15 protein-coding genes and 1 pseudogene are annotated in these 18,004 nt (G+C 70.2%); 5 read left to right on the top strand and 11 right to left on the bottom strand.

Annotation, left to right across the window (positions count from 1 at the left end; all coding sequences use genetic code 11):
- Positions 1 to 47 precede the first annotated feature (47 nt).
- From BBK82_RS19900 to BBK82_RS19915, 4 genes are all read right to left on the bottom strand, one after another.
- On the bottom strand, positions 48 to 881 hold the full coding sequence (locus tag BBK82_RS19900) for a S1C family serine protease (RefSeq protein WP_065916341.1): 834 nt from the start codon (positions 879 to 881) through the stop codon (positions 48 to 50).
- Positions 882 to 947: 66 nt separating this feature from the next.
- The gene (locus tag BBK82_RS19905) at positions 948 to 2,978 is read right to left on the bottom strand and encodes an EAL domain-containing protein (protein ID WP_218920638.1); all 2,031 of its coding nucleotides are present in this window, start codon (positions 2,976 to 2,978) and stop codon (positions 948 to 950) included.
- A 221-nt stretch (positions 2,979 to 3,199) separates the two neighbouring features.
- Positions 3,200 to 3,691: a GNAT family N-acetyltransferase gene (locus BBK82_RS19910; RefSeq protein ID WP_065916343.1), complete on the bottom strand. Its 492-nt coding sequence runs from the start codon at positions 3,689 to 3,691 to the stop codon at positions 3,200 to 3,202.
- Positions 3,688 to 4,785 (bottom strand): LLM class flavin-dependent oxidoreductase, encoded by a 1,098-nt coding sequence (locus BBK82_RS19915; RefSeq protein ID WP_065916344.1) that lies wholly within the window; start codon positions 4,783 to 4,785, stop codon positions 3,688 to 3,690. Before BBK82_RS19915 ends, BBK82_RS19910 begins: the two co-directional genes overlap by 4 nt.
- A gap of 195 nt (positions 4,786 to 4,980) precedes the next feature.
- Here BBK82_RS19915 and BBK82_RS19920 point away from each other — a divergent pair, with 195 nt between their 5' ends.
- Positions 4,981 to 6,681, top strand: coding sequence for an FAD/NAD(P)-binding protein (locus BBK82_RS19920; protein ID WP_065921205.1), 1,701 nt, complete (start codon positions 4,981 to 4,983; stop codon positions 6,679 to 6,681).
- Here BBK82_RS19920 and BBK82_RS19925 read toward each other — a convergent pair.
- The 3 genes from BBK82_RS19925 to BBK82_RS19935 all read right to left on the bottom strand — a co-directional run bounded on the left by BBK82_RS19925 (position 6,670) and on the right by BBK82_RS19935 (position 9,358).
- Positions 6,670 to 7,137: a flavin reductase family protein gene (locus tag BBK82_RS19925; protein ID WP_065916345.1), complete on the bottom strand. Its 468-nt coding sequence runs from the start codon at positions 7,135 to 7,137 to the stop codon at positions 6,670 to 6,672. The genes BBK82_RS19920 and BBK82_RS19925 overlap by 12 nt on opposite strands.
- The gene (locus BBK82_RS19930) at positions 7,134 to 7,622 is read right to left on the bottom strand and encodes an NADPH-dependent FMN reductase (RefSeq protein ID WP_065916346.1); all 489 of its coding nucleotides are present in this window, start codon (positions 7,620 to 7,622) and stop codon (positions 7,134 to 7,136) included. Before BBK82_RS19930 ends, BBK82_RS19925 begins: the two co-directional genes overlap by 4 nt.
- 80 nt (positions 7,623 to 7,702) lie before the next feature.
- The gene (locus BBK82_RS19935) at positions 7,703 to 9,358 is read right to left on the bottom strand and encodes an FAD-binding dehydrogenase (RefSeq protein WP_065916347.1); all 1,656 of its coding nucleotides are present in this window, start codon (positions 9,356 to 9,358) and stop codon (positions 7,703 to 7,705) included.
- A gap of 74 nt (positions 9,359 to 9,432) precedes the next feature.
- On the opposite strand from BBK82_RS19935, the gene BBK82_RS19940 reads away from it, so the two are divergent.
- Both BBK82_RS19940 and BBK82_RS19945 read left to right on the top strand, forming a co-directional pair.
- On the top strand, positions 9,433 to 9,852 hold the full coding sequence (locus BBK82_RS19940; protein WP_065916348.1) for a cupin domain-containing protein: 420 nt from the start codon (positions 9,433 to 9,435) through the stop codon (positions 9,850 to 9,852).
- Between the two features lie 321 nt (positions 9,853 to 10,173).
- Complete coding sequence (locus BBK82_RS19945; protein ID WP_065916349.1) at positions 10,174 to 10,728, top strand: DUF6098 family protein; 555 nt, start codon at positions 10,174 to 10,176, stop codon at positions 10,726 to 10,728.
- Here the strand turns inward: BBK82_RS19945 and BBK82_RS19950 are convergent.
- A complete protein-coding gene (locus BBK82_RS19950; RefSeq protein ID WP_065916350.1) occupies positions 10,725 to 11,414 on the bottom strand; it encodes a hypothetical protein in 690 nt (229 codons plus the stop codon). The genes BBK82_RS19945 and BBK82_RS19950 overlap by 4 nt on opposite strands.
- A gap of 94 nt (positions 11,415 to 11,508) precedes the next feature.
- On the opposite strand from BBK82_RS19950, the gene BBK82_RS19955 reads away from it, so the two are divergent.
- Both BBK82_RS19955 and BBK82_RS19960 read left to right on the top strand, forming a co-directional pair.
- On the top strand, positions 11,509 to 12,015 hold the full coding sequence (locus BBK82_RS19955; RefSeq protein WP_065916351.1) for a hypothetical protein: 507 nt from the start codon (positions 11,509 to 11,511) through the stop codon (positions 12,013 to 12,015).
- A gap of 265 nt (positions 12,016 to 12,280) precedes the next feature.
- Positions 12,281 to 15,515, top strand: a pseudogene (locus BBK82_RS19960) (S8 family serine peptidase).
- Positions 15,516 to 15,564: 49 nt separating this feature from the next.
- Here BBK82_RS19960 and BBK82_RS19965 read toward each other — a convergent pair.
- The 3 genes from BBK82_RS19965 to BBK82_RS19975 form a co-directional block, all read right to left on the bottom strand.
- Positions 15,565 to 15,840, bottom strand: a complete 276-nt coding sequence (locus BBK82_RS19965) for a hypothetical protein (RefSeq protein WP_154697393.1) — start codon at positions 15,838 to 15,840, stop codon at positions 15,565 to 15,567.
- A 100-nt stretch (positions 15,841 to 15,940) separates the two neighbouring features.
- Entirely contained in the window at positions 15,941 to 17,287 is a 1,347-nt protein-coding gene (locus BBK82_RS19970; RefSeq protein WP_065916353.1) for an MFS transporter, read from the bottom strand.
- Entirely contained in the window at positions 17,284 to 17,967 is a 684-nt protein-coding gene (locus BBK82_RS19975) for an alpha/beta fold hydrolase (RefSeq protein WP_065916354.1), read from the bottom strand. Before BBK82_RS19975 ends, BBK82_RS19970 begins: the two co-directional genes overlap by 4 nt.
- Positions 17,968 to 18,004 lie beyond the last annotated feature (37 nt).

The following is an 18,004-nucleotide window of genomic DNA, read 5'->3' on the forward strand; positions in this document are numbered from 1 at the left end:
GGAGGGCCGCGGCACGATGCCGCGGCCCCACCCCCCCCGACAGGTTACTAGCTCAGCTGGTCCACGATCGTCTTCGCCGTGTTCGACGGGATCGCGAACCCGATCCCGACACTCCCGGCCTCCCCGCTGCTCGACGCCGGCGAGTAGATCGCCGAGTTGATCCCGACCAGCTCACCGGCCGCGTTCACCAGCGCGCCACCCGAGTTGCCGGGGTTGATCGACGCGTCGGTCTGGATCGCCTGGTACGACACGGAAGCCGCGCGGCGGGACTCGCCGGGCACGGTCACCTTGCGGTCCAGGGCGGACACGATGCCGGTGGTCACGGTGCCCTGCAGGCCCGACGGCGAGCCGATGGCCATGACGCCGTCGCCGATCTTGACGTCGTCCGAGTTCGCCCAGGTGATCGGGGTCAGGCCGGACACGCCGGAGGCCTGCAGCACGGCGAGGTCGGAGGACGGGTCGGTCGAGACGACGGTGGCGGGCACCTCGCGGCCGTCGTTCAGGGTCACGGTCACCGAGCCGCCGGCGGAGGCGACGACGTGGTTGTTGGTCAGGATCTTGCCGTCGGCGGAGAGGACCACGCCGGAGCCGAGGCCGTTGCCGACGTTGACCTGGACCACGGAGGGCAGGACCTTCGAGGCGACGGAGGTCCAGTCCGTTGTGGACTGGTTGGCGACCGTCTGCGCCACGACGGAGGTCGAGGCCTGCCGGCCGTCCGGTGAGGCGATCACCGCTCCGGTGACGCCTCCGAACAGGCCGGCGACGAGTGCCGCGGCGGTGAGCATCGGGGCCGTGCGGCGCCAGAACTTCGGCGCCGGCGCAACGGCTGGCTGCGGCTGAACCAGTGTCCCGCTCATCGCGGGGAAGCTCTGCTCGGTCATGGCTCAACGATGAGCCGCGTTCATGTGAGCAAGCTGTGCGGGAAGCCGTGCAAACGCTGATAAGAATTACGTGAGAAGCAGGTCGGTGACCTCGGCCGCGGTCAGCACCGAGCCGAAGTGCGGGCCCTGCCCGCCGGTCACGCCCAGCTCCGCCAGCCGGTCCGCCTCGACCTGCGTGCGCACCCCGTCGGCGTAGAGCGGCACGCGCAGGATCGACGCCCACCGCAGCAACGTCACCGAGGCGCTCTCCTCCACCCGGTTCGCGCCCTCGGCCAGGCCGTGCACCACGGAACCGGTGAACTTCACCCCGCTCAACGGGAGCAGCCGCAGCCGGTCGACGCCGACGTTGCCGCCGTTCACCTGGTCGAGCACCAGCCCGGTGCCGCGTTCGGCCAGGATCGTCAGCTCCTCCAGCCGCTCGTCGGTCAGCAACGAGGGCACGCGCTCGGCCAGCTCGAACCGCAGGTGCGACGCGGGCAGGCCGGTCTGCTCCAGCACCCGCGCCACCACGGCCACGAGCTCCGGTTCCTGGCACAGCCGCAGCGGCAGGTCGACCGTCAGCACCGGCGCCTTCTCACCCAGCTCCGCGCACCAGCGCGCGGCGTGCCCGCAGGCCTCCTCCAGCGCCCAGTGCACCAGCCGCACGATCATGCCGTTGCCGGAGCTCTGTTCCACGAACGTGTCGGGGCACAGCACTCCGTGCACCGGGTGGTCCCAGACGATCTTCGCCTCCAGCGCGAGGACGCGTCCGTCCACCAGCGACCGCAGCGGCAGGTAGTCGACCCGGAACTGGCCCTCCTCCAGCGCGCCGGGGATCGACGCGGCCAGCGCGTAGCTCTCCTTGTCGCGCCGGTCGCGTTCCCGGTCGTACAACGCCCACTGCGCCTTGCCGTCACGCTTGGCCCAGCCGACCGTCACGTCCGCCGCCCGCAGCAGGTCCGCCGCGTCACCACCGCGCGCCGCCCCGGCCACGACACCGGCGCTGCAGGTGACGCCCACGCCGTTCGCGCCGATCCAGGTCGGTTCCTCCAGCCGCCGCGCGAACTCCTCGACCAGCGCGACCACGCCCGCCACGTCGCGCGGGTCCTTGATCAGCACGCCGAACTCGTCCTCGCCGATCCGCGCGACCTTGCCGACGCCCTCGAACACCGCCCGCAGGTGCCCGGCGACCTGCATCAGCACCCGGTTGCCGACCTCGTGGCCGAACGCGTCGTTGACACCGCGGAACCCGTCGACGTCGACCTGCACGAGCGCGAGCGTCTCCGGGCCCTTGGTGCCGACCGCGCCCTCCAGCCAGCCGAGGAACTGCGCCCGGTTCGGCAGGCCGGTCTGCATGTCGTTGAGGCTCTGCCGGACGAGCTGCGTCTGCAACGCCCGCATCTCGTTCATGTTCTCGATCATCGTGACGAAGTACGGCGGTGACTCGTCGTCCTCGCGCACCAGCGAGATCGCCATGTGCGTCTGGATCGTCTCGCCGTCGCTGCGGATCATCCGCTTCTCGACCCGGACGTGGTCGAGCTCGGAGTGGACCAGCCGCTGGCCGATCTCGCGCAGCGCGGCGCGGTCGTCCGGGTGCGCCAGGTCGCGGGCGGTCATCCCGAGCAGCTCGTCGCGCTGGTAGGAGAGCATGGTCTCGGCGGCCTCGTTCACGTCCACAACGGACCCGTCGAGGTTCACCACCACGATCGGGAACGCGGAGCTCTGGAAGATGGCCCGGAACTTCGCCTCGCTCGCCCGCACCGCGTTCTCCGCCCTGCGCGTCGCGTTCATCGCGGCCGTGCGGCTGAGCTCCTGCTGGTCGAGCGTGCGGTTGCGCAGACCGTCCGCATACCCCGAGGCGAGCGCGCCGAGCTGGGCCGGCGTGATCGGGGTGTGCTCGCCCAGGTGCGCGAGCGTCACCTCCAGCGTGGCCGAGGAGATGAAGTCGTTCGCCACCATGGACCGCCCGACCCTGCGGGCGTCGTCGACGTCACCGGTGAGCAACCGCTCGACGTAGCCGCCGAGCAGTTGCTCGAGCTTCTCGCGCGTGAGGTTCGCGAGGAGGGTGTTGGAGATCGCCGCCGCCCAGCGCACGGCGAACTCCCGGCTGTCGACCATGTTCATTGCGCTCAGGTGGCCATTCGTGGGGACCGGTGTGATCTGCTGATCGATCGTCGGACGCCAATCGATACGCCTCGCAACCCACTTCCGCCAGATTCGGTCGAACGGGTGACTGCTCCGCTCGGTACCACCACCGGGTGTGGGTCCAACGCTCAAGCTTACTGATCACTTGGAGCCTGTCCAACCGAACCGGGAGTTTCGGTCCGAGTCCCCCGAATTCACTCGATCGAACTAGTGGAATCAGCAGAGAGCTGCTTTTCGAACGCCAGGTGCGTCACTGTCGAGGGGTCTGCGGCAACGTCGAACAACGGTGTGTAACCGGTGGCCAGGTAGAGCCCCTTCGCCTCCGGCTGGCGCGGCCCGGTCGTGAGGTAGATCCGGCGGTACCCGAACGCCAGCGCCTCCTCCTCGAGCTCCACGAGCACCCGGCGCGCGAGCCCGCGCCTGCGGTGCAGATCGTGCGTCCAGATCCGCTTGAGCTCGGCGGTCTCGTCGTCATGGCGCATGAACGCGCCGCCCGCGACCGCCTCACCGGCCTCGAACAGCAGGAGGAACTGCCCGTGTGGCGGCTCGAACACCTCCGCGGGCCGTTTCATCTCCTGCGCGCCAGACGCTCCGTACCGGGTCGTGTACTCGTGCGTGAGGCCGGCGACCAACGGCGCCGCGTCCGGGTCCCACTGCCGGACGCGGCGCACTTCGAGGGTGGTCATGCGGCCTTGGCCCGATCCCGCTTCGCGACCTCCTCGCGCACCAGCGGGATGACGTACCGGCCGAAGTCGATCGCGTCGCCGAGCAGGTCGTACCCGCGCGCCGACAGGATGTCCACGCCCAGGTCGTAGTAGTCGAGCAACGCCTGCGCCACCGTCTCCGGCGTGCCCACCAGCGCGTTCGAGTTGCCGGCGCCACCGGTGGCCTTCGCGGTGGGCGTCCACAGTGCACGGTCGAACCGCTCACCGCGCTCCGCCACCGCCAGCAGCCGCTGCGACCCGGTGTTCTCCGGGTTCGTCAGCGAATGCCTGCGGCTGAGCGGCCCGCCGGCCTTGCGGGCCTCGATCCGCTCGACCGTGCGGTGCGCCTTCTCCCACGCCAGCTCCTCGGTCGGCGCGATGATCGGCCGGAACGCGACCTGGATCCTCGGCACGTCGGTGCGCCCGGCGTCCTTCGCGGCCTGCTTGACCGACTCGATCTGCTGCGCGGTCTCGGCCAGCGGCTCGCCCCACAGGCAGAAGATGTCCGCTTCGGCCCCGCCGGCGGCGTACGCGGCGGGGGAGGAGCCGCCGAACGACACGTCCGGGCGCGGCTGCTGCACCGGGAACACATCGCTCACGAAGTCGGCGAACCGGTAGTGCTCACCCTCGTGGTCGAACGCCTCGCGGCTGGTCCAGGCCTTCTTGACGATCTGGATGTACTCGCGGGTGCGGCCGTAGCGCTCGTCCTTGGTGAGGTAGTCGCCCTCGCGCTGCTGCTCGTGGTCGGTGCCGCCGGTGATGAAGTGCACGGTGATCCGGCCGTCGCTGATCTGGTCGAGCGTGGCGAACGTCTTGGCGGCGAACGTCGGGTACGACACGTTCGGCCGGTGGGCCAGCAGGATCTGCAGCTTGTCGAGCTTGCTCGCGAGGTAGGCCGCCGCCGACGCCGGTTCCGGTGCTCCCGAGCCGTATGCGAACAGCACCCGGTCCCAGCCGTGGTCCTCGTGCGCCCTGGCGAGCCTGATCGTGTAGTCCTTGTCGAACGCGAGGCCGTCGCGCGGTGTCGTCTCCGACCCGTTGTTCGTGGCGGCGATCCCGAGAAACTCAACTGGCATGGCCGATTCCCCAGAGCTGGTAGTGGTTTTCCGAGCACGCGTTGAGGGAGACGCCCTTCGAGTGCAGCACCGTGCGGCGGTGGTCGGCAACGGTGTCCACAGAGCGGGATTTGCTTGCACACGCGGGGTACCGTGGAGGTGTTCGCGTTGAGGGGCGCGGCTCGTTTCTCGTTGCCCTCCAACGGAAAGACGCGCATGCGCTCACTCGTCGTCATCGGCGGCGGCCCTCGTGCCGCCGGCCTGCTCGAACGCATCGCCGCCCAGCAACCGGCGCTGGACCTCGTCGTGCACGTCGTCGACCCGTTCCCCGCCGGAGCGGGCCGGGTCTGGCGGCACGCGCAGTCACCGTTGCTGCGCATGAACTCCATGGCCGAGGACGTCACGGTGTTCACCGACGACAGCTTCACCGGTCTCGGTCCGGTGCGGCCCGGCCCGTCGCTCGCGCAGTGGTGCGACGTCGACCCGGCCTCGTTCCCGTCGCGGCAGGTGCAGAGCCGCTACCTGGAGTGGTTCTTCTCCCACGTCGTGGCTTCGCTGCCGCCGAACATCACCGTGCGGGAGCACCGGGCGCGGGCGGTGAGGGCGGTCGGCAACTGGGTGCACCTGGACGACGGCACCTCCCTGGTCGCCGACGTGCTGGTGCTGGCACTGGGCCACCTGGACGCCGAGCCGGAACCGGAGCACCGCAAGCTCGCCGACCACGCCGCGGCGCACGGCCTGGTCTACGTGCCGCCGCTGTACTCGGCCGACGCCGACCTGTCCGCGGTGACCGGAGACGTGGTCCTGCGCGGTTTCGGGCTGGCGTTCATCGACCTGATGGTGCTGCTGGCCGAGGGCCGCGGCGGCCGGTTCGTCCGCTCCGGGGCCGATTTGCGTTATGTGCCATCAGGTCTGGAACCGAGGATGTTCGTGGGGTCGCGGCGCGGTGTGCCGTACCACTCGAAGACCGGTTACCGGCTGCAGGGCGAACGGCCGGTGCTGCCGCGCTTCTTCACCGCGGACGCCTTCCGCGGCCACCGCTGGGACTTCCGCGCCGACGTGTGGCCGTCGATCGCGAAGGAGGTCGCCTGGGGCTTCTACCACGAGCTGTTCACCGGTCACCCCGGCCGCGTGCGGGTGCCGTTCGCGGAGTTCTCCACCGCGTTCGCCGCGTTGCCCTGGTACAGCGCGGAAATGCGCGAGCTGGAGGTGCGTGCGGTTCCCGATCCCGCCGACCGCATCGACTTCGAGCTGCTGGACCGCCCGCTCGCCGGCCGCACGTTCGAGACCGCCGAGGAGTTCCAGGAGCACCTGCGCTCGTACGTGACCGCCGACGTCGCCCGGCGCTCGGATCCCCGGCACAGCGCCGACCTGGGCGCGTTCCTCGCCCTGCTCTCCGCCTACGGCCAGCTCGTGGAGGTGCCGCTGCGCGAGGCGGACGACTGGTGGCACGGGTACTTCAGCTACCTGGCCTCCGGCCCGCCACCGGACCGCCTGGAGGAGCTGCTGGCCCTGTCGCGCGCGGGGATCGTGCGCTTCATCGGCGCGGACATGTGGGTCGAGGCGGTGGACGGCGCGTTCCTGGCCGGCAGCGCCACCACGCCGGAAGTGGTGCGCGCCGGCGGTCTCATCGAGGCCCGCCTTCCCACGCACGTCCTGTCGCGCACCGCCGACCCGGTGCTGAGGTCGTTGCGCGCGGTCGGTGACATCTCCGAGGACACCGCGGGCCAGGTGCGCGTCTCCGCCGAGGGCAGGCTGATCAACGAACGCGGCGAGGAGGACCCGTCCCGGTTCGCCGTCGGCCCGTACACGACCGGCAAGGCGTTCGCGGCGTTCTCCCGGCCGCACACGAACGCGCCGGCGTTCCGGCAGAACGACGTGATGGCACGGGCGATCCTGGAGACGTTAAGCGACTGAGGTGTAGCGCCCCTGGTGCCGCACCAGGGGCGCGGTGATGTCGGAGTGCGTGATGTCCAGCGGTTCCCCGACCAGTGCCACGTGGTCCCCGACCGCGATCCGCCGCTCCGTCCGGCAGCGCAGCCGCACCGGCGCGTCCAGCAGGTGCGGCACGCCGTCGGCGTCGGGCTCCCAGTGCGTGCCGGCGCCGAACCGGTCGACGCCCCTGGTGGCGAACAGGTCCGCGAGCCCGGCCTGCGCGGTGTCCAGCAGGTGCACGGCGAACAGCGGTGCCGTCCGCAGCACCGGCCACACCGACGCGCCCTCGCCGATCCACACCACGACGAGCGGCGGGTCGAACGACACCGAGGTGAACGAGCTGACCGTCGTGCCGACCGGGCCGGCCGGTCCCTGGGCCGTCACGATCGTCACGGCCTGCGCGTGGTGGCGCAACGCGGTGCGCAGCTCGTCCTTCACCGGACCAGCGCCTTCAGCACGTCGGTGGCCAGCGCGAAGTCGGTGGGGCGCGCGGGAAGCGCGGACTCGTTCAGGAACAACGCCTGCGGCACCAGCGCACCGAGCTCGGTCAGCACCGGGCGCAGGTGCACCTCGACGGCCAGCGCGTGCTTGTCGGAGGCCGCGATCTGCAGCGGCACCACGACCTTGCCGCTCAGCCAGCCCGGTGGTGCCTGGTCCAGCACCGCCTTCAGCAGACCGGTGTACGCGGCCTTGTACGTCGGCGTGGCCACGACGAGCACCTCAGCCTCGCCGAGGGCGGCCAGCGCGGCCTTGACGGTGTCCGGGTTGGTGAACACGTCCGCGGCGATGGTCGCCGCGTCCACCACCGGCCCGTCCACGGGCACGCCGAGCGTCGAGGCGAGCGCCTCGCGAAGGGTGAGCGCCGACTGCAACGTGCGCGAGGCGGGCCGCGGGTTGCCGACCAGAACACCGATCTGCGTCATGCCTTCAGCACAGCCGCAAGCCGGGGGACCGTCAACCCGCGTCCACCACGCGAGATCGCTTGCCTTCCAGGGTGTTCGGGCTAGGACACGGCGTCCGCGGCCGCCCGTCCGGCGACCCGGCCGGAGAAGATGCAGCCGCCGAGGAACGTGCCCTCCAGCGCGCGGTACCCGTGCACGCCACCGCCACCGAACCCGGCCGCCTCACCCGCCGCGTACAGGCCGGGCAACGGCTTGCCGTCGCCGTCCAGCACCCGCGACGACAGGTCGGTGTGCAGGCCGCCCAGCGTCTTGCGGGTGATCACCGACAGCCGCACCGCGATCAGCGGCCCGGCCTTCGGGTCCAGCAGCCGGTGCGGCTCGACCACCCGGATCAGCTTGTCGGTCAGGAAGTGCCGCGCCGAGCGGATCGCGTTGACCTGCATGTCCTTGCTCAGGCCCGCGGTCACCTGCCGGTCGCGTTCGACGATCGTCTTCTCCAGCGCCGCCGCGTCGATGCGCGCGTCACCGGTCAGCGCGTTCATGCCGCGAGCGAGGTCCGCGACCGTGCCCGCCTGGATGAACTCCTTGGAGCGCTTGGCGAACTCCTCGACCGGCGCCACCGCACCCGGCAGCGCGCGCTTGAGCACCGCGCGGGTGTCCTTGCCGGTCAGGTCCGGGTTCTGCTCGGAGCCCGACAGCGCGAACTCCTTGCCGATGATCCTCTTGTTCAGCACGAACCACGAGTGCGCGTCGCCGCGCGCCGTGATGTGCTGCAACGCACCCAGCGCGTCGAAACCGGGGAACAGCGGGATCGGCAGCCGGTTGCCGTCCGCGTCGAGCCACAGCGGCGACGGGCCGGGCAGGATGCGGATGCCGTGGTTCGACCACACCGGCGCGTAGTTCGCGATGCCCTCGGGGTAGTGCCACATGCGGTCGGCGTTGATGATCGCGCCGCCGGCCTTCTGGGCGATCTCCAGCAGGTGCCCGTCGACGAAGTCCGGCACGCCCGCGAGCATGAACTCCGGCGGCGTGCCCATCCGCTCCGGCCAGTTGCGGCGCACCAGCTCGTGGTTGCCGCCGATGCCGCCGGACGTGACGACCACGGCCTGCGCGGACAGCGAGAAGTCACCGGTGACCGTGCGCGACGACGGCTGTGCCCGTTCCACCGACGACGGCTCCAGCACCTCGCCGCTCACGCCGTCGCACACGCCGTTCGTCACCGACAGCCCGGTGACCCGGTGGCGGAACTTCAGCGTCACGAGCCCCTTCGCGACCCCCTCGCGCACCCGGCGCTCGAACGGCTCCACGATGCCGGGCCCGGTGCCCCAGGTGACGTGGAACCGCGGCACCGAGTTGCCGTGCCCGTTCGCGAGGTACCCACCGCGCTCCGCCCACTGCACGAAGGGGAACCAGCGCACCCCCATGGCGTGCAGCCACGGGCGCTTCTCCCCGGCGGCGAAGTCCACGTAGGCCTGCGCCCACAGCCGCGGCCAGTGGTCGCTGTCCCGGTCGAACGCCGCAGAGCCCATCCAGTCCTGCAGCGCCAGGTCGTGCGAGTCCTTGACCCGCAACCTGCGCTGCTCGGGGGTGTCCACCAGGAACAACCCGCCGAACGACCACCACGCCTGGCCGCCGAGCGACGCTTCCGGCTCCTGGTCGAGGAGGATGACCTTGCGACCCGCGTCGGCGAGCTCCGCTGTCGCGACGAGACCTGCGAGGCCCGCGCCGACGACGATGACATCCGCGTCATGTGCCATCGGGCGAGTCTAGATCCACCGCTGGTGGGGCACGAGACCTGAATCAAGTTCACTTTCGTCCGGGGAGACAGTCCATGACCTTCCGACCTGCCGCCGAGATCGGTTTCAGCACGAAGACCACGCGTTTCGTCGCTCCTGGCTCGGTGACGAACGGCGAGTTCGGCCTGTTCGAGTGGCGGATGGGCCCTCGTCAGCCGGGTGCGCGGCCGCACTTCCACAAGACGTTCTCCGAGTCGTTCTACGTCCTGGAGGGCGAGATCACGCTGTTCGACGGCGACGAGTGGGTCAAGGGCGGCGAGGGCGACTTCCTGTACGTGCCGCCGAACCGCCCGCACGCGTTCCGCAACGACTCCGACGCCGACGTGCGGATGCTGATCCTCTTCGCGCCCGGCATCGCCCGCGAGAACTTCTTCCTGGAGGTCGGCGCGGCCAAGGGCCTGTCGCCGGAGGAGCTGGAGACGTTCTACGCCAAGCACGACCAGTACAACCTGTGAAGTGCGGTGCCCTGGGGGGAGTGGGCACCGCACTTTCAGGATGCCGCCGACCGCCACTACCGGTGAGGGGGGTTTCCGGTGTGCCGGCCGACGGCGGGTTGACCGCGGCGCGAGTGCACAACGCCTGCGGAAGGGCTTTTCCGGCCTGGGGGTGCCGGATCGCCCTGGCGCGGACTCAAGCGTCCGCGGCCAACCACATTGTTGAACGTACAACCGGCGGCACGTGTTCCGGTCGGCTTTCGATGTGACCGGGCTCAAATCCTTCAGGTTCTCTTCAGGAACGGACGCCTACGTCGGCTCTTCGTGGGTACGTGACCAGGTGTGACGGATGAACTGCCCACGATCACCGAGTTCTCGGAACTGGTCGGCCTGCTCGGTGACGACGTCTATGTGCGCTGGTCGAAGGGCCCTGAAGCGGACGCGGCGACGACCTCCCGCGACTCGTTGACCGGAGTGGAGCTGCCGGGCCTGTCGGCCAGCCCGCTGCAACTGGAGCCGTGGTGGGACGACCGTTCGCAGGAGCTCTGGGTGGCCCGCCGGCTGTACGACTACCGCCACCTGCGCGATCTGCGAGGCCCGCACGTGCGCGCCTGGGTGCTGCGCGGCGAGGAGGTCGGCAGGGGCCCGGACAACGAGCCGCTGGTGCGGTGCACCGAACCGCTGGCCTGGGTGTCCGACGAGCTCCTGGGGGCCTGTGAGGCCCTGGTGGCCGCCCAGCGCTCACCCGAGTGGGGCCCGCTCGACCGGTCCGGCTCGGCAGGCTCGGACCGCTCGGGTGGCACGGACCGTTCAGGTGGCTCGGACCGCTCGGGTGGCACGGACCGTTCAGGTGGCACGGACCGCTCAGGTGGCATGGACCGCTCGGACGGCGTCTAGCTCAGATCGCCGAGCTTCTTCTCCGCCGCCTTGCGCGCCTTCTCGGCCGCCGACGTGACCCGCTTGGCGTCCTCCAGCCGCTCAGCGGCCCGGTCGAACGCCCGCTGCGCCGCCAGCTGGTCCGCCTGCGCCTCCCCGAGCGCCTGCTCGGCCTCGTCCAACGCCTGCTGCGCCTCGGCCCGCTTGCGCTCCTGCCGCTCCCGCCGCTTGCGGGCCAGCGCGTCCTCACCGTCGTCCTGCGCGGGCTCCGGCACCGGCAGCGCGAACCCGAACCCGGAGTACTCCAACCCCTTGGTCAGGTGCCCGGCGCGCACCAGCTCAGCCGACTCCGGATCCGACATGGCCGCCGTCAGGGTGTTCCGCACCTGCGTCACCGCGTCGTCGGTGATCGGCCCGGTCAGCTCCAGCGCCCGGTAGACGAGCGCCTCCAGCAGCTCCTTGCGCTTGCGCCCCAGCTCCCGCATGGTCAGCTGCGCCGTCGACAGCCCCAGCGCCTCCTGCAACCCCGGCGGCGCGTCCCGCACCAGCCGGTTCACCGCCCACGCGCCCACGGTCGGCTTGCGCAGGTCGGAGATGGCCTTGGCCAGGTCCTTGTCGTCGGCCTGCTTGGCCGCGGCGTTCCTGGCCGCGGTGAACTCCTTGGGCGTCAGCCCGTAGAGCTCGTCGGCGACCGGCGTGAGGTCCATGGCGGCAAGGTAGCGCTTGATCAGCCGTCAGTCGTGTCGAACGACCCGGCCGCGTTCGTCGGAACGGGACAAATCCGGTACACCTGGAAGGGAGATGCACACCAGGTGGAGATGGGTTCTCTTCGGCCTCGGCGCCGCGGTCGCCGCAGCCGGACCCGTCGCGGCCGCCGGCGGCCCCTGGTACGGCTACCTCTTCGGCGGTCTGTGGTTCCTGATGGGCGCGACCGTCGCGTGGCGCAGCTTCAAGATGGGCACGAAGCTCACCCCCGACGCCATCGAGTCGACCAGCCTCGACCACACCAGCGCCATCCAGTGGTGCGACGTGAAGGCCGTCGAGCCCGACCGCAGGCGCAGCCTGATCGTGTTCCACACGATCGCGCCGGCCGTGCACGCGGCGGGCAAGAAGCGGCCGCTGACCGAGCTCTCGCTGCTGTCGGTCAAGAAAGACGTCGTGCCCGAACGAACCCTGAAGCAGATCGCCGAGCTCCAGCAGGCACTGGCGCAGCACCGGGAAACCTGCACCGCGTGCGGAGCGCGGCCGAAAGCGCAAAAACAGGCACGGCTGTGGACCCGGCTCCGCCGTGCGATTTCTCGGAAATAGCATCGCTGCGGACGACGATTCCGTTACCGGGCAAGCGCATTCACCGTTGACACATCCCTTGACATTCCCCTCCATCAGCTCTTGACTGGAGGACGACTGCTCGTTCCAGGGTGAAAATGAAACGCGCAGCACTTCAAGCGTGCCAGTGCAAGCCGCTGAACAGTCCAATGTGGAAACCAACAATGCTCCACTGAACCTATTGTCACGCGCTGTGGGAAGAGATGTGCTTCCACACACTCTTTACCCCACGAAGGGCACATGCGCCGTGAAGAACTGGAGACGCCGCACCGGAACGGTCTTGTTGACCGCGGTGCTGGGCACTGCCGGGCTCGGCTTCGCCGCCACCCCCGCTGCCACCGCGCAGCAGCAGAACCCCACGACCGAGGCTCCCAAGCAGCTCGACAAGGCCGACCGCGCGCTGGTCGACAAGGCCGCCGCCGAAGGCAAGCCGACGGTCGACCTGCTGGTCGCCGCCGAGGACGGCAAGACCGACGCCGCCGTCAGCGAGCTGAAGGCGCTCGGCGCCACGGTCCAGAAGACCGAGAAGGACGTCGACTACGTCAAGGTGACCATCCCGCGGGACAACGCGGAGAAGGCCGCCAAGCTCGCCTCCGTCAGCACGGTGGACGTCGACGGGCTGATCCAGCTCGACGACCCGCGGCCGCAGGGCATGGAACAGCCCATCCCGCAGAAGGCGCCGGACGCGAAGACCGCGCACCAACCCGTACATGCCGACGCAGGACACGCAGGCGGCGCAGTTCGCCACCGCGCACCCGAAGTGGGACGGCCGCGGCACCACGATCGCCGTGATCGACTCCGGCATCGACCTGGAGAACCCGGCGCTGCAGACCACCAGCACCGGTGAGCGCAAGATCATCGACTGGTACAACGCGAACGCCACCAACTCCGGCGACGGCACCTGGGTCACCATGACCAAGACCGGCCGGGTCGGCAAGTTCACCGACAGCGGCCGCGAGTGGACCGCTCCGGCGACCGGTGGCCCCTACTCGTTCGGCCTCTTCCGCGAGACCGCGGGCGACCTCGCCCTGGGCAACAGCGAGACCGGCGGTGACATCAACCGCGACGGCGACCGCGTCGACGCGTTCGGTGTCATCCAGGACATCACCACGAAGGAAGTCTTCGTCGACACCGACGGCGACGGCGACTTCACCAACAACGCCCGCATGATCGACTACAAGGTCAAGAAGGACGTCGGCTTCTTCGGTGCCGACAACCTCGCGACCCCCGTCGTCGACCGCGTCGCGTTCGTCGTGCAGACCGACCGCTCGGTCTACGACAACCAGGGCACGCCGTACGTGAACCTGGGCATCGCGGCCGCCGCGCACGGCACCCACGTCGCGGGCATCACCGCGGCGCACAAGATGTTCGACGGCAAGATGGCCGGTGCCGCGCCCGGTGCGAAGCTGATGTCCATCAAGGCCTGCCTCTCCACGCCGTCCTGCACCAGCTCCGGCCTGATCGACGGTGTCCTCTACGCCGCGCGCAACGGCGCCGACGTCGTGAACATCTCCATCGGCGGCCTCCCGGCGCTCAACGACGGCAACAACGCCCGCGCCGAGCTCTACAACCGCACCATCAACGAGTACAACGTCCAGCTGTTCATCTCGGCGGGCAACTCGGGTGCGGGCGCGAACACGGTCGGCGACCCGTCGGTCGCGACGGACGCGGTCAGCGTCGGTTCGTACATCACCAAGGAGACCTGGCTCTCCAACTACGGCTCGAAGACCGCGCAGAAGCAGAACCTGCACGGCTTCTCGTCGCGCGGCCCGGCCGAGGACGGCGGCTTCAAGCCGAACATCATCGCGCCCGGCTCGGCGATCTCCACCACGCCGCGCTGGCAGGTCCCCGGTCCCGTGGCGGGCACCTACGCCCTCCCGGCCGGCTACGCGATGTTCAACGGCACCTCGATGGCCGCCCCGCAGGCGACCGGTGCCGCCGCGCTGCTCGTGAGCGCCTACAAGGCCGAGCACAACGGTGAGCGTCCCACCAGCGCCGAGCTGCGGTACGCGATCCAGCGCAGCGCCAACTACGTCAAGTCGCTCGGCGCCTACGAGCAGGGCGCGGGTCTGTTCAACACCAACGCCGCGTGGTCGTTGCTGGACAAGCACGCCAAGCCGAACAAGCTGAAGGTCTCGGTCCCGGTCAACACCGTCCTCAGCGGACAGCTGGCCACCCCGAACGTCGGCGTCGGCATCCACGACCGCGAGGGCGTGACCGTCGGCCAGGAGTACACCCGCGTGTACACCCTGACCCGCACCACCGGTGAGGACCACGTCGAGGGCTGGCGGGTCACCTGGAAGGGCGACGACGGCACGTTCCGCGCCAACGGCTGGGTCTTCCTGCCGCTGAACACGCCGGTCCAGTTCCCGGTCACGGTCAAGGCCAAGACGCCCGGCGTGCACAGCGCCGTGCTGCAGCTCGACGACGTCGAGACCCCCGGTGTCGACGTGCAGACCCTGAACACCGTGTTCGCGGCGCAGAAGTTCAACGCCACCAACAAGTTCTCGGTCACGAAGTCGGGCACCATCGCGCGCAACCAGTCGGCCAGCCTCTTCGTGGACGTGCCCAAGGGCACCACCGCGCTGAAGGTCGACATGGCCGCCGGTGGCGCCGAGGCCGGCAAGGGCCAGGTCCGCTTCCTGCGCTTCACCCCGCAGGGCGTGCCGCTCGACGTGACCAGCTCGACCAACTGCTACAACCCGGACGCGGGCGCCGGCTGCTCCGGTGGCACGCCCACCAGCCGCACGGTCACCAACCCGATGGCCGGTGTCTGGGAGATCGTGGTCGAGGCGCGCCGCACCTCCGACGCCGACGCGGCGCCGTACTCGGTGACCGCCTCGGTGCTCGGCACGTCGATCAGCCCGAACCCGGACGTCATCGCGTCCGCGGCCCTCGGCACGCCGATCGAGCGCAGCTACAGCGTCACGAACACGCAGGCCGTGTTCAACGGCCGCCTCGCCGCCGGCGCGGTCGGCAGTGCCAAGTCGGACCGCCCGACGATCGAGAACCTCGCGTCGCAGCAGTTCAACGTCCAGGTGGCGCCCGGCGCGTCGCGGCTCACCGCCACGATCGGCAACCCCGCCGACCAGGGCGCTGATCTCGACCTGACCGTCTACAACTGCACGACGGGCAGCTGCGTCGCCGCCGGCTCGTCGGCCGACGCGGACTCCGAGGAGTCGGTGACGGTCACCAACCCGGCCGCCGGTGCGTGGGTCGTCGTGGTCGACGGCTACGCGGTGCCCGCGGGCACCACGGCGTACGACTACTTCGACGTCTACACCTCGGCCGGTCTGGGCACGCTGACCGTGTCCGACACCAACGCCGACCGCGCCGCCGGTGCGGCGTGGAACGCCACGGGCGTCATCACCCCGCTGGGCCAGCCGGGTGCCGGCCGCGTCCTGCGCGGTGAGCTCGAGGTGCGCACGGCGGACGAGAACGTCGTCGGCCGCGGTGCCGTGATCGTCCAGTCGGTCAGCTAGTCAGCTAGAACCGCGGAAAGCCCCAGGGTCCACGTGACCCTGGGGCTTTCTACGGTTCGGGCAGCCGGTTGCTCAACGGCTCATCCACGTCCACTTTGGACACACCGGTGATCTGGTACGCGTCTTCCACCTTGTCGACCGGCATCTCGGCCCGCAGGTAACCGATCCTGGGATCGCGCGCCTCGACGGCCGCGCCCAGCGCCACCAGCGCCCGCTCGACCTCCTCGTCGCGTCCCGGCTGCACGGAGATCATCAGTGGCACGGTGGGATGGCCGTCGCGCTTCGCCTGCTCGATCCGGTTCTTGTCCGGCACTGCTGAGGACACGGTCGGCACCTCCGCCATCGGCACGGTCGGAGCCCCGTTCGTACCACAGCTTCCGAGAGCCAGCGCGCAAAACGCGACGGCGAGCGGTCTTCTCATGAGCCTAGGACGGAACGGCCTCCGCGAGCGGTTGCATGCGGGTTTCCGGCGCCAGGACCATCATCGCGACCACGGCCGCCACCACCAGGGCCCCGATCGCCGCGAAAGTCCAGGCCAGGCCCAGCAACGGCCACAGCAGCGCTCCGAACAGGACGGGCACGAAACCCGCCCCGACCCGGCTGATCGTGGACGCCCAGCCGAACCCGCTGGCCCGCAGGTGCGTCGGGTAGAGCTCCGGCGCGAACGCGTACAGCGCCGGGATCGTGACCTGGATCAACATCCCGTACGCCGTGATCCACGCCTTCGCGGCGCCGCCGACGTCGAGCTGCACCGCGAACATCACGAGCGCCACCGCCGCGAGCGGAGCGCTGATCGCGATGACCCACTTGCGCCCGAACACGTCCACGAGCCACGCGCTGATCAGCGCACTCACGATGCCCACCGCCACCGTCAGCGTCGTGACCATGAACGCCGCGTACGTCCCGTAGCCCTGCGCCTTCAAGATGCTCGGCAGCCACGTGACGGCGCCGTAGTAGAGCAGGAACACCGCGAGGAACAGCACCCACAGCGCCGCCGTGCGTTTCGGGTCGTACCGCCAGATGTCCTTGAGCTGCGCGAACATCACCTTGGCGGAGAGGCGTTGCACCTGCTGCGGTTCCGGCAACCGCCACTCCTCCCGCGGCGCTCCCGTCCTGCTGACCAGGTCGTCGATGACCTTCTTCGCCTCCGCGGTGCGTCCCTTCGCGACCAGGAACATCGGCGACTCCGGCACCGACCGCCTGATCCAGAACAGCAGCAACGCCGGCAGCACCATCGTGAGCATCAACAGCCGCCAGCTGCCCAGGTCCGCCAGGTAGGCCGCGGTCAGCCCGCAGAGCGTCGCGCCGAGCGGCCAGAACGCGTCCATCGCCGCCAGCACCCTGCCGCGCACCTTCGCCGGCGTGAACTCGCCGACCAGCGCGTAGTCGACCGGGATGCACCCGCCGAGACCCACGCCGGCCAGGAACCGGAACACGCAGAACGTCACGAAGTCCGGTGACGCCGCGCCCGCGACCGTGAACACCGAGAACATCAGGATGGTGAGGCTGAACGCCTTCTTCCTGCCGATCGTGTCCGCGATCGAGCCCCACACGAACGCCCCGACCGCCATGCCGATCAGGTTCGCCGTGCCGACCCAGCCGCGTTCGCCGAGACTCAGCCCCCACTCGGCGCCGACCAGCGGGATCAGGAACGCGTTGAGCGTGACGTCCCACGCGTCGAACAGGAACCCGAGCCCGCCGATGACGAAGATCGTGCCCTGCGCACGCCACCGCCACGGCAGGCCCTGCACGACCTGGTCACCGGTTCTCATGCGTCCAGTGTGGTGGATCGCCCCTCGATGGTCGCGGCGAGCAGAGCCGGGTTGGTGACGTGCGCGATGTGACCTTCGCCGCGAAGCGTCACCAGCCGGCCGCCGGTGTCCAGCACGATGTCGCGCGCGGCGGGCCCGAAGATGCGGTCGGTGCGCTCGCCGACGACGACGGTGACCGGGACCCGCAGCTTCGGCGGTGCGTAGCGGTAGCCGTCGGCCTGCTTCAGCTCCTCCCAGGTCGTCTCGAGCATCTCCTGCGCCGCGAGCCAGCCCTCCGGATCGGTGTCCCGGAACGACCGCTCACCGGCGATCCTGGTGACCATGACCTCCAGCGCGAGGTCGCGGTCGCCGCCGGCCAGCGCGTTCCCGAACGCCTCGACGGCCACGGTGTTGAGCCCGATCGCCGGCTCGTACAGCACGAGTGCCTCGAGGTCGTCGCGTTCCTGAGCGGTCAGCAGCGCGATGAGCCCGCCGTAGCTGTGCCCGATGAGGGTGGTCCGCTCCAGCCGGTCGAGGACTGCATGCAGGTCGTCGACCTCGGTCCGCAGGCTGTACCCGGCGGGCAGCGGAACCCCGTTGCGGCCGCGCCTCTCCGGCACCTCGGTCGGTTCGCTGAGCAGGGCCTTCACCGGTTCCCACGCCGCTGCGTCACTTTGTGCGCCGTGCACGATCACGTTCATGATCTCGACGCTAGGGGTTGACATCAGTGTCAAGGTC

It is taken from the genome of Lentzea guizhouensis, from assembly GCF_001701025.1.
Taxonomy (GTDB): Bacteria; Actinomycetota; Actinomycetes; order Mycobacteriales; family Pseudonocardiaceae; genus Lentzea; species Lentzea guizhouensis.